The organism is Caproicibacterium sp. BJN0003, assembly GCF_026314295.1.
Classification (GTDB): domain Bacteria; phylum Bacillota; class Clostridia; order Oscillospirales; family Acutalibacteraceae; genus Caproicibacterium.
In genome coordinates, this window is record NZ_CP111108.1 from 1,885,415 (window position 1) to 1,901,255 (window position 15,841).

A 15,841-nucleotide genomic window follows, 5' to 3' on the forward strand; every position below is an offset into this window, starting at 1 on the left:
TTTGATCATTATCGTATTTTTGAATCTCTTGGGTTGCCACAGAATTCGGAAACTTCAAATCTTTGCGAGGAACAGTAGCTTTTAGCAAAATCACGAAGCATCTTTCCTTTCTCTGTTAGATTTCAATGCTGTCTAGATCGTCCCCTTCCGTGTGTTCCCAAAGCGTACAATCAGCAGACTGTGATTTGATGTTAGGCATCCCTGTATTGACCTTCAAGCAATAACAGGACACCCTAATTCCATTGATTACGACCCTTTTTGTGAGACGATCTTTCGACTCCGGCACCAATAGGCCAAGCTTTTTCAGCTCATGAGCAACCACTTTCGTATCCGTAAAACCACCATCACGAAGGATTTTTTCAAAAGAACTTTTTAGTAGGGCAACTCTATCCCCTTCAAGAAATATTCCATCAACCGAAGCAAGAGTAGGCAGGTAGTCGCTCAAAATAATGTGAGTATAATTTTTTACCAGCCAGGACATTATCAATTCATAAGCATTTCGGCCCATATCACGCTCCTCTAACAAAGAATTATAATGACTGATCAACAAGTCTTCCATCCCCTCTAATTTAAATTGGATTCCTAATTTATCACGCGTAAGCTCAGCCGATGACAAAATGATCGAATATTTAGAGATCAGGCGATCCTTTAACGCATATTTGCCGGTAAGCTTTTTTTCAAGCTTTTCTTTCCATAGCTTTATCCTATCATCTATACAACCATGGTCACTCGATTCCAACAAGGTTACAAATTTGGCCCCAAGTGTTCCATGCTGGCTTGCTACAAATCGCTTTATGGCATCACTATGCTCGGCATCCTTTGTAAGAGGCGCATCAAAAAATTCAAGCAGCCGGGCACGGAGACCAGCATTTTTATTGCTGGCTGCCAAAAGAGAGTTTTCGCCGCTACTGATGATACTTGTACAAAAACTCCGCTCTTTTTGAAGCTGGGATGTTTTTGAAAGACGAGCTTTTCCAACATTTTGCGAGATCCCGTAAATCGTTTTTGAGAAATCCCGAGTCATAGCAGAGGATTCATCAAAACAAGCAGCCACGCCGTAATTATTGTCGAGTTTTGCAAGCAGTGCGTTGTCGGTGGCATTCCATGACGATAAAATGCCTTTCCCCATTTCCGGATTTCCCCATACCGAAGCTGCAAGCTGTAACGCTGTCGTTTTTCCGCAAGAGGATCTCCCAAAAAAGTGAACCATCAGAGATTCGATCGGCTGTTGTGTAGAAAGAAAGCCAATCACAGCAGCGGAAATACTGGTTGCAAGACTGATTTCCAACCCCGCGTGACCTACCACCAGCTTATTGACTCCGGCAACGTAATCGTCAAAAGAGCCTACCGAGGTCAAGTCTTTTTCCCCGACATACCGAAAATTGTTAACAACGTTCAGCCCGCAAAAATGCATTTCACTTTTTTCCTGCTGAACCCATCCTACACTTCGATATTGTGTTACTAATGAGGTTTGCTGTTCTGACAGATTAACATATTTTAATAAAATAAAGACTGCACCCGGGTCATATTGCAGACCATACTCATTTAATCCTTCAAATTTTCTGATGGAAAAAACACTTCTTGGCACAATAACACTACTTCTACCAAAGCCAGTACAAATAGAAAGGCTGTCAGAATAAGTACCCATCTCCATGTCATATGTGACCTGAGTTACAGAGAAAAACTGACTAATCGCCCTCGCAAAAAATAATTTTCCCCTTTTATAAACATACATCAAAGAGTCCCCGTCACGATAAAAAGGATATGTAGGAAGCTTTTTGAGAGGTACGACCTCGGTAAAATCTAAAGGTGCATTCGAAAATAATTTCATTTTTTTAACCTCCTCATTAATTTTTTTGTTATATCGCCTGCAGGTAAATAATAAGATAGCACAATAAATTTTGATTGTAAAATGCTCAAAACACTCATTAATATTCAAATAATTAGCATTAATAATCAATTATATTACATATTAAGAATATACATTATGATATTGGCTGATATAATTAGAATGAGTGATACAATTTTAATCATCATTCATTGAGCCTCTATGGCTTATATACCCCCCTACGTGAATATTTTCATCTCTTTTCCACTTTTTTATTTTTTTTAAATTTTTTACTTTTTAAACTTTTTACTTGGGAGAAAGATAAATATGGAAGCTAATGACGAATTAAAAAAACCTTTTAAAGAGAACTCTTCCGATGCGAAAGAATCTGTCTACATTGATATCTTAAGCAACAACGAGAAAATCAACACAATAAGAGAATTGCTGGGTGTTCTAAAAGAAAAATTTCCAAATGACTCAAGTGTTAATCAATCTCGGGTAGGACGAGAAATTAGAGGATTTGTTAAGGAAAAAAAGCTGAGAACGAATTGCAGATCCATTATTGCTGTAAAAGAATGGATGAAAGAGCATCATGTCAACACAAAAATGCACTATATGTTGCGTGATGTTCAGGATTTTTCAAAATGCGATTTAGGTCTGTTTTTGAAAGTTGAATCATATCGAGCAGCACCATTAGGAGAAATAATACGTAAAGCATTTGAAGGATCTCATTGCTTTGTGATTTCTGATTATGATACCGTACTTGTTCGCTTTGGTGAAAAAGAAGACTATGATATATTTCTGGATCTCTGTAAACAATTCATTCCAAACTTTCCAAAGGATTAAACCCGGAATCCCGGTGATTTTTTACATACACTTTAATAGAGAAAGGCAAAAAAATTCGGAACTGCTCTGATAAATGAGAAAGAAACCAAAATCTACAAAATCAGAACAGGAGTTAATTCTTTTCTATTTTCTTGAAAAGAATCCGAATTTTTAAGTGCTATTAGAAAGTCTTTCTGCAATGAATTAAGGTCGTCAGATTTGTTCTGACGACCTTAATTTGATGTGTTTATGTATTAACTTCATTTTCAAACGGTACAAGAATCCATTCATTTCTGACTTGTGGTGCAAGAGGATGAAACAACGTTCTTCCCTTCTTGTCTGCAATGCAGCAGAACTTTTCTTTGTACCCTTCTAACATTTTTAAGACTTCAAGTTTACGTTCCAGATGTTGTTTTCCTTTTCCGAAAGCAAAAATGATTTTGTCTGCTTCGTCACAGCAACGAACAATCATTGCATTATTCACTTTGTCACTCAAAGGAATATCCGAATGAATTGAGCTGAACAAATTCAGAATTGAAATGCTTCCAAAGGAATTATCACAGGCATTTGTCACACAAAGCATTGTTGTCGTATCCATCTTAACCGTGTCGGCAGTACCGGCCTGAATCATGATGATTGCCGCTTTGGGAAGGGTTTCGTCCCACTCCTTTTCCAGAAGGTAGCGATATTTACCGTCCCGACTAAAAATAGCAGTTGTTTTCATGTTTCCTGTGAGAACATTTGTATTTCCAGGATTATTATTGGGCATATTCTGTCACTCCTTTTTTAATATTCTTCTGCTAACAAAAATGTATAATGGTCTTTATCGTCAATGGCGTAAACTTTCGCTGTAACGGGACTGGGATAAGGAATTAAGTAAGTCTTTGATTTTGGCGGCTGTTCCTGAGAATGGACAATTTTCTGAAAGGCTCTTCCGTCGTGAGTCTCTGCAGAAAGTATAAATATTTGAAGATAATCCACGTCTGATTTGACCTTTAAAGAATCAATCATCTGAAAAAGAAGAAGCTGAATTAAGTACGGGATTTTGTTAATAAACTTTGTTGTCATATACTGAGGATCATGAAACATTAAAATGATTCCTCCTTTAAAATAGAAAGTGTTTGTTGATCGAAAATGCTATCCTGTCCGAAAAAGTCTATTGCATAGTCATTATTAAAGACATAACATCCATGAAAAAGATTGCTTTCCCCATGGCTGCTTTTTATTGAAATGAACTCACAATATTCAAATGGAGTCTCCAAAAGGGAATGGCTTAACCCCATCTTAGAATAATTCAAAGTATCCTCTGCAGTTTCAAGATAGTAGATACATCCGATTTTTTCTAAAGAATTGCAACCATAGTTTTGGAGAACAGTCTGTAAGTATTTAGAAAGATACTCTTTGATCTCAAAAGGAATCATCTTCTTTCGAAGATCTTCCGGCTCACTAATTCGTATCATCGTTTCCGGGTACTCCTTCCCCTGACCCGGCAAGAGAGGTAAAGAAGAATACATGCTTCCGCTCCGGAAAGAAATCGTTCAATTGCTAAAGTAATCATTCTATTTAAGCCCTCCTCACTGTTCTATTGGTCACTGCATACTCAAATACCAGAATTGTTGCAAGCGTACAAACAAAGCCTAAAACATAAAAATTCATGATGATCTTCCTTTCAGTTCTAACATAATCTTGGCTCCAATCTGGAACCCTGTATTAAAGCTCTTTTCCAGAAGGTAAGCGTTATTTTTAGACTCCTGTTGTTGAAGTACCTCGAAAAACTTTTGTTGTTCCGGTGTAAATGTTCGGAAAAGACGGTTGCTCAGTTCAATTTGTCTTCTTAGATTCTTTTGGTACCTCCTATCATGAAGGACGATTGTTTCCGAAGGATTTAGCTGTCCGTAGTAAATTGCTTTTAAAATTGATTTCATGCTGACTTCTCCTCTAAAAAAGAAAATCCCCATGCCATTTATCAGCATGAGGAAATCAATAAAAGCTAGTAACTCTATTATTTTTTCTGATTGATCAGGTTTACGACACTGTCTTTTGTCAGGGGCATATTCTTGTATTGAAGGTAACCAACAAGAAGCCAAACAAGAGAACACACAAGGTAAAGCCAGAACCCAAGTACTGGTGATATGGAGGCATCCACAAGGCCTAGTGTGCTTGATACAAAGGCATTCATACTGGAAACAAAATTTGATTTTGCCAAAAACAAACTAATGATACAAACTAATGGCACTGCAAATAAAGTAATCTTTTTTATTGAATATAATGGTTTTATGTAGTTGACTAAGATTGAGAAAATCGGGATCAAAATCATCAGCCATGCAAAGAAATTAACAGAAGTCGCACTATAGTTAGAAAATTTAACCCCTGATGCAACTGCGAACCCTGATTCGGACAATTTGCCACTATATCCTAGCGCACTACAATTGATGACAAACATAGGCAGAAACATTAAAACAACGGAGATCACCGCAAGAATGGCATTAATATTTCTAAGAACAAACTCTTTGTTGACCTTTGGTAATTGCACAGACTGTACAGAAGTTGGCTTTGTATCCTGATTCGGGACCTGTTCAGATGATTTCACTGCCGCACCGCAGTTTGGGCAATTCTTTGCACCTTCGGGAAGACTTGTCCCACATCTCTCTTCAGCGGAAAAACAAGAAATTTTGCAAATCATCAAACATGCCGTAAAGCTCAAAGAACTTTAGCAGGTATTCATATTCACACTCCTTTGAGATAAACAATAGCGGGCAATAGGATAAAACCTGTTGCCCGTTGTTTATTAATCATGATTATAATATGTATTTGAATTTGGTAGATGCTGCGTTCCAATGTGATATAATAAGTCGTAAAATAGTTTATAAGTTTTTATTAAGGAGAATAAGTAATGGAACAATCAAATTCCAATTTGCCGAAAACTTTTGCTGAAGCCCTCTGGACTGACTATATGAGCGAAGAAGAAATCCTTAGGGAAGTGTATAAAGAACACGTAGTTTGTTCTACAAGTGGGTATGATGAGGATAAATATATAAATTGGAAAAACGCTGCTACAATGCGTATGAAAAAAATTGCAAACGTTTTTGGAGTTGATTTAATGTATTACTCGACAAAGAAAACAAAAGGTGAAATCCCAGTTGTAGTTGCAATGTGGCTAAAAGCATTTCTTTTTTTAGACAGCAAAAAGGGCGGCGCCGGTAGTTATTTGCAGATGGGCAAGTTGGATAAGATTACTTCCGACGATAGAATTAATGCAATAAATTTAGCAATGAATTTTCTGTCTCGACGGTATAGTAAAATATCAGATACTAAAAAATACGTTGAGGAAGGTAAGGCTATACTCTTAGAAAAAGAGAAGTATTTACAGACAAAGAAAAAACTATCCAAAGAACTTAACGATGAAATAGAAAATTTTTTAGACAATAATGTGGATGATTTTTTTAATGAGGTCAAACAAGATGAGAATGAACTTGTAGAAGAATATGATTTTCCCGAAATCTGGGCGAGCATTCCTCAAGATCATCCTGAATCACTATCTTTACGCGCAAAAGAGATTTTGTTGAAATACTTTAAGGAATACATATTTCAGTCAATTGCATCATGGAAAAATCTAGTAAAAAGATATGCTTCAGAGTACAATCTGAAAAAGAAATTTTCAAGCAGGGAAGAACAAGAGACTTATATTACGGATCTGATTGAACAAGTGAAAGATAGCCTTACAAAACAAAATTGAAAATTAGGTAAAATGTTATATAAAGGATTTGTCCATATGTCAAGTGGATAAATCCTTTTTTATTATGCAACTATCAGACTCAGATTTTTTTATGTATCATTAATTCAGAAGCTTCTAAATTTATTTTTATAGGAGGAAACATATGGTAAAAAGAATTCAAAAAAGGGAAATGAATTCAAGTGGTAACAATTATTCAAAAATGGAAAATGTTAATTTTACCCCTGTGGCAAATAAGTGCAGTTGCTCTACTGCGATAATATTTTCAGAAAAAATATACCATTTACCAGATGGAGAATACGATGCGGAAGTCACCGAGTCAAAAATTGTTGGCAAAAATGATAGATGGCAAGTTGGATTTGCTGTTGATGGTATAGAAGGACAATTTATAACATCTTTTAAAATTCCTCTAAGAAAAGATTATCCGTTTGAAAATGCAGTGTACAAGCTCCATTTTCAGCCATTGACTCCCGATCTGATCTTAGGACATTATGTTCACTTTGCGATTAAAAACAGAGAATCGCATGGCTTCGTTTACAGCAATTTTACCAAGTTCCACTTTGTCCATACCAACCACAATATGCTCCCGGCAAAAGACAATATTCTGCCGGAGAATCAAGGAGGATCAATATGAATGAAAAAACGACACAACTTCTGAGGAAAGCCTTAAGCAATATTGATTTTTTTAGTGACCAGAATGGTAACCGTCATGGCATCGTAACCGAGGGAAAGAAGTGCACGATTATAGATATTTCTCATAACCAAATATCCTGCTGGCTCAGAAGATTATTTCTGAGCACAAAAGACGGTGTCTGTTCAAATTCGGAAATAGACCTGATTACAAATTATATAGAATCACTAGCTGCAGATGATAGTGTTGAAGCGCGCCCCTATTTTACAAGGATTGGAGCTGATGACCTTGCCCTGTATTATGATCTTGGAAACAAAGGCCATGATATCGTGACTATCTCGAAAGACGGCGGAATCAAGTTAATAAAAAATGACAAATTTGATATCTGTTTTAAGAAAGTACATCCGCAGGTTACACCAAATTTGGAGGTGAAACCAACGCAGCTTTTTAGTTTGCTAAAGCCATTTTTCCATTTAAAGAATGAAACGGACTTTCTTCTACTTCTCGTATATTTGGTTAGCTGTTTCCTCTACGATATTAATCATCCAATCTTGATTCTTTATGGTGAGGCAGGTAGCTCCAAATCTAGCACGATTGAGGCAATAGGAGAAATTGTGGATCCCCATGGTGCAGCAAACAGACTCACTATGAACCCGGACAGAAAAAGTATGGTGGCGACGCTGTCAAATCGCTATTTTCTCGGCTATGATAACCTTGATTGTGCTCTTAAAAAATGGCAGTCGGATTTGCTGTGCAGTGCAAGCACGGGCGGAAGCGAACCAATGAGAGTATTATATACAAATAATACGCTGCAGGAAGTAAATTTGAAAGGGTGTGTTTGTCTGAATGGGTTAACCATCGTTGCAACAGAAAAGGACTTGCTGGATCGTTCCATTCTCATAGAAATGAAAAAAATCCCCACAGAGGAATATCTGCCCGAGTCGGACTTGAAACAGAAGTTTGAGAACATATTGCCTGATGTCCTTGGTGCTATCTTTAATACACTACATATAGCTATGCAGTTCCATGTAGATTTGCAGCCATTGGCCCACGGTAGAATGCAGGATTTTGCCCAGTGGGGATTTTGTATCGCGCAGGCCCTCGGTGAGAAAGGGGAAAAGTTTAGTAAGCTCTATGCTACCAATACTCAATGCGCACAGAAGGAATCCAAATTGCCGTTAATTCAGGACTGCCTGACCTCCCTGATGTGCGACCAACACGAATGGAGTGGGTCAATGACCAAGTTAAGGGATGCTTTGTGGACGGTAGCAAAAAGCAAAAGCTACAAGTTGTCTGAATTTCCTGCAAACGCTAGTGTACTTTCCCGACAGTTGGGCACAAATAGACAGGCACTAGAAGGTCAAGGAATTTCATATGTTCAGCATATTGGAGGAGATCGCCATATCATCATTAAAAATGAGAATGTTCAAGAAGGTCTCTGCTTTGCCTAAGTATCGCTGATGGCGGCATTTGCGGCAATTTAAAAAATCCCCGAGAAAGCAACACAATGCTTTTTCGGGGATTTAATTTTTATTCCAAGCAACATAATTTTGAAGTTAGATATATCATGAATTTAGCTGTTTATGATTTGATTAGGGTTCGATGGTTAAAAGATACCCTGTAATGCCGCAAATGCCGCATGCCAATGTTTTAATCATTTTGGAGAGACTACTCAGCCTTCGCCAAATGGCTTTCTAACACTGCGCCGTTTTTCGTTGCTACTTGGCTATTGCAAAAAAATAATGCGTTGATTCATTAGCTTCTTATTGAAGATTGGATAAAGATGAAATATAGTTACATTGCTTTAACTTAAAACAATGTAACTATTAATAGATTTCTTTAAGAAGACCTCGAAACAGAGCGAATGTAGTTGAGTATAGTAGAAACTATTTTTCCGTAACAAAACCATCCACTTCAAATTCGGCATTACAAATCAAGTCCAAGATTGTCAGAAAAAGTAAGATCCATGACGACAGCATGGCGGAATACCTCAATGTCATTGCTTTCGTCGTAGACCACCAAATAATAATGCCTGTCTTTATCATATTTCTTGTTCTTAAATGTAAACCGCACCCGGAAAATACGTTTCTGAGCATTCGAATCACGCTTGTCCGCAACATAGATATTTTCATTGGAGATTTTTTCATTGTCCTCAGACACAAAATACAGGCGGAAACTGGTTCCTTTGACTACATCACTTACCGGCTCCGACTGAATAAAATCCAGAGTGGTAATCATGTTGGTAATCTTTTGGACAAGGCTTACCAGCATGATTTGCACCGTTCTGGTCTCCATATGGCCCTTTTCCATCTTGATGTCGATGACTGGAATCAGCATCTCCTGCGGAGAGGAACCGCCATGTACATAATTTTGCCCGCCGCTGCCAGGTGTTTTGAAAACACTTGTGCTACAAGGGAAGGACACAATTTTATCATCATGATTCCTAAGCAAATATCCCAGGCTTAAATTACAAATGCCATTATCCTGAACCGGCTGTTTCGATACGATATAGCGGCGTTTTGCAATGCAATCTTTGTCCATTACGCCACCGATTTTATCACTTTCGCGTACTTTGTCACGTTTATAAATAAAGCCGTGATCCGCCGTGACAATAAAATGCAGCGTATTACCGTTTTGGGCAACATTCCGTATTAATTCAGCAATCTCATTGACTGTCTTTTCACAAGCATCAAAGACCTCATCCTCAGTATGCTCACCATGCACATCAATCTGGTCATGATAAATGTAAACGACCTGCTTACCAGTGAAGACTCCCCTCAATGCTTCCTTGTCCTTGTTCATATTCTTAATATCATCGAATTGGACACAGCAGCTTTCCGGCACTGCGGCCTGTAAAACAGATTGTCTTGTAGCAAGATCTACGCAGTATACGCCATCTACTAGTTCCTTTCCATCATCTGTCAGTTCCAGTGTGGTATGCGGCAGCAATGCCGCCATGCCAAGGCGTGTGTAAGAAGGCAAAGTACTGAGCATGGCTTCCAGCTTTGCCGTGCATTTCGGGTCATCCTGCATCTTCGTAAACAGTTCACGGCCAACCTCATATCTCATAGCGTCGGAAATGATAACCACCGTGCGCTCGCTGTTGTTTTTGACGTACCGGTCAAAGAAATTTTGCTGTAACGGCATACTGGACAGCGCGTCCGGTTCCAGCAGCCCTTCATTCCACTTTGGCAACTGTTTACCAAGATACTCATTGGTATAGATGTTTTCAATCAAATTCCGCAGCGGTTCAAATCCTTCGGTATTGTCCAGTTTATCGTAACAAGAATAGAACTGCCGATATTTTGCATCAATCAGGCAATCGGTAGATTGATACTGGTTGACGATGGCCTTAAACCCATTTGGGCAGGTATAATTGACTGCCATAATCAAGCTATAGGCACTGTCCAGTACCTGATATGCCAAGGAAAACTTCTTTCCAAAGTGCATCTTCAGCCGCATTTTGCAAATCTCCGGAATGGTGCGACTCCCCAGCTTAGCACCGGCATCTTCCTCCAAAAGGCGTTTTACCAACCAACGTAAAATAACAGAATCTATCTGCGCAAAAGAATCACATTCCACCAATGCTTCCGGTTCATATTTATCCAATGCTGAAGCAACATTCAGACCGGCCGCCACATGGGCGGAAAGCTCATCATAGCGATCCCGGTAGAGGTAGTTATTCATCAGGCTGTCAAGGAAAGCAATGATATTTCCCGATTTATAAGAGACAAAAGACTGCCATCCTGTCGGCAATTCCTTTTTAATATATTTTTCCGCGTAGGTCACAAACATGGTGACAACCAGCTTTTCGAGGGTTGGCTTGTTGTCGGTATAGCCGAATTGCTGCTCACAAAACTTCCAGAAATCGGGAAGCAGGTCATATTTATCGAATTCAGCGAGAAATTTATTGTCTTCCAAGCTGTCATCTGTCAAAAGAACTCGAACTACTTCATCAAAGGAACACATTCTGGTGCGGCAGATTGCGCTCATAAGGCCAATCAGAATGTTTTCCTCATTGAAGTTATCAATTTCCAAGTCATAAAACCGCTGCGTCCGTTCCTTATTTGCAAAAAACTTAATATGCTTTTCAATGACCGGCTTGTACTTTTCATTGATTTTCAAATCCGCACATATCAGCGAAGCACGGTCCGCATGAAAGCGTTTGGAATACAGAAGGGTGTCTTCCAGATGGTTGTCCCGGACATCCGGCTTCGGAAACGGTGCATAGATAAGATAGTTAGTCGTCTTGTCCTGCCGCTCCAGAAAATATTTTGTTTGGAACTGATTGTCCGGTTCCAGCTTCAGAATTTTGGCATTCTCCAACTGAATGGAGTCAATATCCTCAGCAAAATCGGCTTTATCGTCGTACCAAAAAACCAGTTTGCGGGTATCTCCCACAAACTCGGCATTCAGACGGTCAATGATTTGCTTCAAATTAAGTTCACTCAAGCGTTTCACATCCTTTCTCGCTTGATCCGAATAAATTCATCCGCAAACCGCTCTGCTATATCTCTACTATGCTCAATACTCAATGTTTCTTTGTTATATTGAGCTTTTTTTGACCAGTTGTAGGAACCATGTATCACGGTTTCAAGATCAATTACACAGAATTTGTGATGAACTATATTATTAAAATACTTACCAAATGCAGGAATTCTATATGTTTCAAAACTATCCTCAAATGGTAATCCAGCATCAGCGTTTATTTTATCATCATCAATGATGATCTGAATATTAAGTCCAAGTTCTCTTTTTTTCTTCAATAGTTCAAACAAAACTGGGTCTGTAAACCATGCGACAGCCACCCATATCGCATATTTTGCACGATTTAATTCACCAATGATTTGGGCTTGCAAGTATTCAAAATAGACTTCCTGTGAAATCTGTTCCTGCGATTTTCCCTCTCCAATACGGATGTAGACATTACCTATGTCATATTCTTCTGTTCCTTCATAGATTTCCGCACACCATTTCTGTAATTGCTTAAGGTACTGCTCTAATCGAGCCTTATATTCTGGAGCAACACGTATCTCGACATCTTCATAATGTTGCCAACTCTTTGTGGTAAATTGATATTGAGGTGCAAAGGTAATAAATGCCCCTCTTAAAAGCGAGAGCACATCTTCTTTTTGAGGGTAGTCGCTGACTTTAATAGTACGTATCAGCAAATTATAATATTTTTCTGCTGTCATCACTATCGCCTCAAATCTTCGCCAAAACCTGATAGAATTTGCCGTCCGTGTCGGTCTGAACCTTTTCGTAATTAACTTTTACGCCGTCGTCCAAATCAATCGAAACTCGGGCAAGGGCAAGGTGGGCAATCTTCTCATCGTAATCCTTGCATTCCTTTATCTGCTTTTGAAGTTTTTCCTTTCGCTTCGTGGCGGCGGTCACTTCGCGGGCGTTTTGACTGTTGTCAATCGTGTCCTGCATCCGGGTAATTTCGTTTTCATAAACGCGTTCCATGCGGTGCAGGTAGTCAATCCGCAGGTTGCCGATGGTGTTTTCATTATAGCGGTGTATATAAATGAGTGCCTTAAAGCCGTTCTGCTTGCCACTGTCAAAAAGCCAGTAGATTGGGCGCTTCTTATAAGTCTTGCAGTGATCCTTGAAGAAATCATTCAGAAAATAGTTCCGGATGACTTCCCGACTGGTGTTGCCCTTATTGCCTAATGCCTTGGCAATAAAGTCCAAGTTTTCCTCCAGCGTTTCCGCGCCATAGACTTTTTTTAACCATGCGCAAAATAGGCCGACAATGTCGTCTTCAAAATAGGCTTCATCGGTGACGGGAATGCAGTTGTCAACATCTGGCTCAAAAGTAAGGTCTGTAGCCGTTTCCCAGCTTTCACTGTTCCTAAACTTTGGATAGTGATATTTTGCCATGCTGATTCCTGCATAATGTGAACCAAAAGGTAAATCCCCATTTTCGTCACAGGCTGCCTGCCCTTTGTATTTCCAAAAAACCTTGTCAAAATTGCCACCTGCAAAAACGAGACCAGACTTGTCCAGTGAATAGCGGCCAAACATGCAACCTACTGCATAGGAAAGGAAGGACTTTATTACGTCGCATTTGGTAAGAACGTAATTATTCCCCTTCATGTTTTCGGGTATTTCGCCTTTGGTGTCGTAAATGCGGGCGACAGTGATGGATTCTGCGAAACGGAAGGAACTGAAGAATGCCTATAAAGATAAAACTGCCATCGGCGGTATCTACCGCATCCAGTGCAGCGGCAACGGCCGCGCATGGGTGAAATCCACAACCAACCTGGCGGGTCAGCAGAACAAGTTTGCATTTTCCGTTTCGACTAATTCCTGTCCGGAACCGGCCATGCAAACGGAGTGGATGGAATACGGATCACAATCGTTTTCATTTGACGTTCTTGAGGAATTGAAAAAGAAAGAGACTCAAACGGAACGTGAATTTTCGGAGGATATTACGACTCTCCTTGAAATATGGCTGGAAAAGCATCGACAGGAAGGAGTCTCACATGGAACAGATCATTAAAATCAAACAGTTTCTTGACGATTCCGGAAAAATCACGCAGCTGCCGCAAAAGCAGAAAGTGAGACGCGCCCTGTTGGAATATCTCACCGGAAAATTCGAACTAGGCCGTACGTATTCGGAACAGAAAGTCAACGATATCTGCAACCAGTGGCACACCTTTGGAGATTACTTTATCCTTCGGCGAGAACTTGTCGATCACGGCCTTTTGTGCCGCGAACGGGATGGTTCCCGCTACTGGAGAGCACAGACCACCCGACAAGAAATAGGGCTTGATCATGAATCGTGAATTTCATCCCATTGACCGGAATACTTGGAACAGGATGCCGTATTTTTACTATTTTACAAAGATGCTTCCTACCGGGTACAGCCTTACGGTTGAGGTGGACATTACAAATACCTACCATACGGTCAAAAGAGGGGGTAAAAAATTCTTTCCTGCTTATTTGTATCTTGCATCGCGCCTGATTGCCCGGCAGCAGGAATTCCGTATTGCTGAGCAGAATGGACAATTGGGATATTATGAGGTGTTACATCCTTCCTATGCCTGCTTCCATGAGGATGATAAGACCATGTCCAGCCTATGGACGGAATACGACTCCGATTTCGAGACGTTTTATAGTAACTATATGGAGGATCAAAAGCAATACGCAGGGAATCACGGAATTGTCGCAAAGACCGATCTCCCCGATAACAATTACATGGTCGGTATGTTGCCCTGGACGCAGTTTTCGAGCTATGCTGCCGGTGCCTTATGGCATCGGCAGAAATGCTAGGCATAGAGAGCAGGAACGATAGAATAAAGACCATATCACTGGTGGTACTGACGTCCGAATTATTAGGTAGTGTGAATCATTGTGCCGCACGTTCAAATCTGCGCAACTCAACATTTTTTGCAAGCACGGTTTTAGAAATACTTTCGACCAAAACGGCGGCGGTTCTCAGAACGCCGCCCTTGATTTCCCATGTATCTACATATTTTATTTTGCCCCACTTTACTACCCGTGTTTGAAGTTTACACAGAATCTGGGATACACCCCCTCAAATTTGGCGAGAGTAAGGCCGGCGCGCCCTTGCCGCTTCCAAAAAGCTACTGGATCTCTTGCTGTTCTTTTTCCGCCTGTAACTGCTTTTTCTTTTCCTGAAGCTCCTAAATTTTCTGATTGATATCCAAAATCTGCTCTTCAACCGACTTCCGTACTCTGCGTGGCATACGCATTTTCCCTCCGTATTAATACGCTTCTACCATAACTTTTTTCCCTTTAAAAGCAAGGCTTAGATCGGAGTAATGGTGCTATGATAAAAATAACAAGTTCCATGATATGAGCAAAACGCAACAATGATACCCATCACTTAAAAACATCCAACCATATCCATAAAATTACAAGTATTATTGCTCATAATTGGTAGTGATTGAGCTTACCAAATTTTCCTCCAAATAAAGTTGAGCGGAATAAGCTGCATTTGCACCATCCGACATAGCCGTCATGATTTGGTAAAGCTGCTTCTTTCTCAAATCACCCGCAACAAAAGCGCCCGGAATCTTCGTCGTACCATTTCTATCCGCACCGACATAGCCATCAGGAAGCAAAAGTTCTTTGGGGATAAGTTTTGTGCTTGGGTTCATGCCGATATCAATAAAAACTCCGTCGACGCGGATGTCGTTCTCCGCCCCGGTTTCAGAATCTTTCACCCGAATACGCTCCACCTCGTCAGTGCCCAACATTCGACAGATTTCCTGATGGTAAAGCACGGAAACATTTTGCCTTTCAAGAGTCTGCTTTCTCAAGGAATATATAGCCGACAGGTGCGCCCCGTGATAAACCAAGGAGACATGCCTGCAAATTTCGGAAAGCGCAGCTGTATCTCCCACCGCAGTACTTCCTCCGCCAATCACCGCGACATGTCGATTACGGAAAAAATTCCCGTCGCACGTTGCGCAATAAGAAACGCCCCGACCCGAAAATCCTTTTTCGCCTGGAATTTCCAGCTTTTTACGTTCGGAACCAAGTGCAAGAATCACGGCCTTTGCTTCATACTGATTTGACTTGTGTTGTAACAGTTTTCCGCTCTTCATTCAGACAAAATACGGTTGCTTCTTCCATGACCACCTTTACTCCCGATGCTTTCACATGGGATTCAAAATCAGCCGCGAGTTCCATACCGGAAATGTTTTTAAATCCGGGATAATTGTCGATTTTGTAGGTCATGGCCGCCTGCCCGCCAAGCGACATTTTCTCAATGACCAGCGTAAACAAACCGGCCCTGGAAGTGTAAATTGCCAACGTAAGCTTCCATTGTTTTAAAGATAAAAAAAAG

General features: G+C 40.1%; 17 protein-coding genes and 1 pseudogene. 7 read left to right on the top strand and 11 right to left on the bottom strand.

Annotation, left to right across the window (positions count from 1 at the left end; all coding sequences use genetic code 11):
• Nucleotides 1-115: 115 nt before the first annotated feature.
• Nucleotides 116-1,831 (bottom strand): DUF927 domain-containing protein, encoded by a 1,716-nt coding sequence (locus OP489_RS09375; protein WP_266161716.1) that lies wholly within the window; start codon nt 1,829-1,831, stop codon nt 116-118.
• A 324-nt stretch (nt 1,832-2,155) separates the two neighbouring features.
• On the opposite strand from OP489_RS09375, the gene OP489_RS09380 reads away from it, so the two are divergent.
• Nucleotides 2,156-2,674 (top strand): hypothetical protein, encoded by a 519-nt coding sequence (locus OP489_RS09380; RefSeq protein ID WP_266161717.1) that lies wholly within the window; start codon nt 2,156-2,158, stop codon nt 2,672-2,674.
• 226 nt (nt 2,675-2,900) lie between these two features.
• On the opposite strand, the gene OP489_RS09385 is transcribed toward OP489_RS09380, so the two are convergent.
• The 5 genes from OP489_RS09385 to OP489_RS09405 form a co-directional block, all read right to left on the bottom strand.
• On the bottom strand, nt 2,901-3,422 hold the full coding sequence (locus OP489_RS09385; protein WP_266161718.1) for a DUF1643 domain-containing protein: 522 nt from the start codon (nt 3,420-3,422) through the stop codon (nt 2,901-2,903).
• Between the two features lie 17 nt (nt 3,423-3,439).
• Nucleotides 3,440-3,742 carry a DUF960 family protein gene (locus tag OP489_RS09390; RefSeq protein ID WP_266161719.1) on the bottom strand — a complete coding sequence of 101 codons (303 nt, stop codon included), beginning with the start codon at nt 3,740-3,742 and terminating at the stop codon, nt 3,440-3,442.
• Complete coding sequence (locus tag OP489_RS09395; RefSeq protein WP_266161720.1) at nt 3,742-4,167, bottom strand: hypothetical protein; 426 nt, start codon at nt 4,165-4,167, stop codon at nt 3,742-3,744. The genes OP489_RS09390 and OP489_RS09395 overlap by 1 nt, the downstream gene beginning before the upstream one ends.
• Nucleotides 4,168-4,305: 138 nt before the next feature.
• On the bottom strand, nt 4,306-4,578 hold the full coding sequence (locus tag OP489_RS09400; RefSeq protein ID WP_266161722.1) for a DUF6809 family protein: 273 nt from the start codon (nt 4,576-4,578) through the stop codon (nt 4,306-4,308).
• A 77-nt stretch (nt 4,579-4,655) separates the two neighbouring features.
• Nucleotides 4,656-5,336: a hypothetical protein gene (locus tag OP489_RS09405; protein WP_266161723.1), complete on the bottom strand. Its 681-nt coding sequence runs from the start codon at nt 5,334-5,336 to the stop codon at nt 4,656-4,658.
• 210 nt (nt 5,337-5,546) lie between these two features.
• Here OP489_RS09405 and OP489_RS09410 point away from each other — a divergent pair, with 210 nt between their 5' ends.
• From OP489_RS09410 to OP489_RS09420, 3 genes are all read left to right on the top strand, one after another.
• A complete protein-coding gene (locus OP489_RS09410) occupies nt 5,547-6,389 on the top strand; it encodes a hypothetical protein (protein ID WP_266161724.1) in 843 nt (280 codons plus the stop codon).
• 142 nt (nt 6,390-6,531) lie between these two features.
• Nucleotides 6,532-7,020, top strand: coding sequence for a hypothetical protein (locus OP489_RS09415; protein WP_266161725.1), 489 nt, complete (start codon nt 6,532-6,534; stop codon nt 7,018-7,020).
• Entirely contained in the window at nt 7,017-8,468 is a 1,452-nt protein-coding gene (locus OP489_RS09420; protein ID WP_266161726.1) for a hypothetical protein, read from the top strand. Before OP489_RS09415 ends, OP489_RS09420 begins: the two co-directional genes overlap by 4 nt.
• A gap of 475 nt (nt 8,469-8,943) precedes the next feature.
• On the opposite strand, the gene pglZ is transcribed toward OP489_RS09420, so the two are convergent.
• The 3 genes and pseudogenes from pglZ to OP489_RS09435 all read right to left on the bottom strand — a co-directional run.
• Nucleotides 8,944-11,469: a BREX-1 system phosphatase PglZ type A gene (gene pglZ, locus OP489_RS09425; protein WP_266161728.1), complete on the bottom strand. Its 2,526-nt coding sequence runs from the start codon at nt 11,467-11,469 to the stop codon at nt 8,944-8,946.
• Nucleotides 11,470-11,474: 5 nt separating this feature from the next.
• On the bottom strand, nt 11,475-12,212 hold the full coding sequence (locus OP489_RS09430) for a phospholipase D-like domain-containing protein (protein ID WP_266161729.1): 738 nt from the start codon (nt 12,210-12,212) through the stop codon (nt 11,475-11,477).
• 10 nt (nt 12,213-12,222) lie between these two features.
• Nucleotides 12,223-13,062: pseudogene (locus tag OP489_RS09435) on the bottom strand (hypothetical protein); the annotation flags it as partial.
• 103 nt (nt 13,063-13,165) lie between these two features.
• Between OP489_RS09435 and OP489_RS09440 the strand changes: the two are divergent.
• The 3 genes from OP489_RS09440 to OP489_RS09450 are packed head-to-tail and all read left to right on the top strand — an operon-like array spanning nt 13,166 to nt 14,298.
• On the top strand, nt 13,166-13,525 hold the full coding sequence (locus OP489_RS09440; protein ID WP_266161730.1) for a GIY-YIG nuclease family protein: 360 nt from the start codon (nt 13,166-13,168) through the stop codon (nt 13,523-13,525).
• Nucleotides 13,509-13,811 carry a DUF2087 domain-containing protein gene (locus tag OP489_RS09445; RefSeq protein ID WP_266161731.1) on the top strand — a complete coding sequence of 101 codons (303 nt, stop codon included), beginning with the start codon at nt 13,509-13,511 and terminating at the stop codon, nt 13,809-13,811. The genes OP489_RS09440 and OP489_RS09445 overlap by 17 nt, the downstream gene beginning before the upstream one ends.
• Nucleotides 13,801-14,298: a CatA-like O-acetyltransferase gene (locus OP489_RS09450; RefSeq protein ID WP_266161732.1), complete on the top strand. Its 498-nt coding sequence runs from the start codon at nt 13,801-13,803 to the stop codon at nt 14,296-14,298. Before OP489_RS09445 ends, OP489_RS09450 begins: the two co-directional genes overlap by 11 nt.
• Nucleotides 14,299-14,912: 614 nt before the next feature.
• Here OP489_RS09450 and OP489_RS09455 read toward each other — a convergent pair.
• Nucleotides 14,913-15,545 carry an NAD(P)/FAD-dependent oxidoreductase gene (locus OP489_RS09455; RefSeq protein ID WP_266161733.1) on the bottom strand — a complete coding sequence of 211 codons (633 nt, stop codon included), beginning with the start codon at nt 15,543-15,545 and terminating at the stop codon, nt 14,913-14,915.
• A gap of 10 nt (nt 15,546-15,555) precedes the next feature.
• Nucleotides 15,556-15,807, bottom strand: a complete 252-nt coding sequence (locus OP489_RS09460) for an NAD(P)/FAD-dependent oxidoreductase (RefSeq protein WP_266161734.1) — start codon at nt 15,805-15,807, stop codon at nt 15,556-15,558.
• Nucleotides 15,808-15,841: the final 34 nt, after the last annotated feature.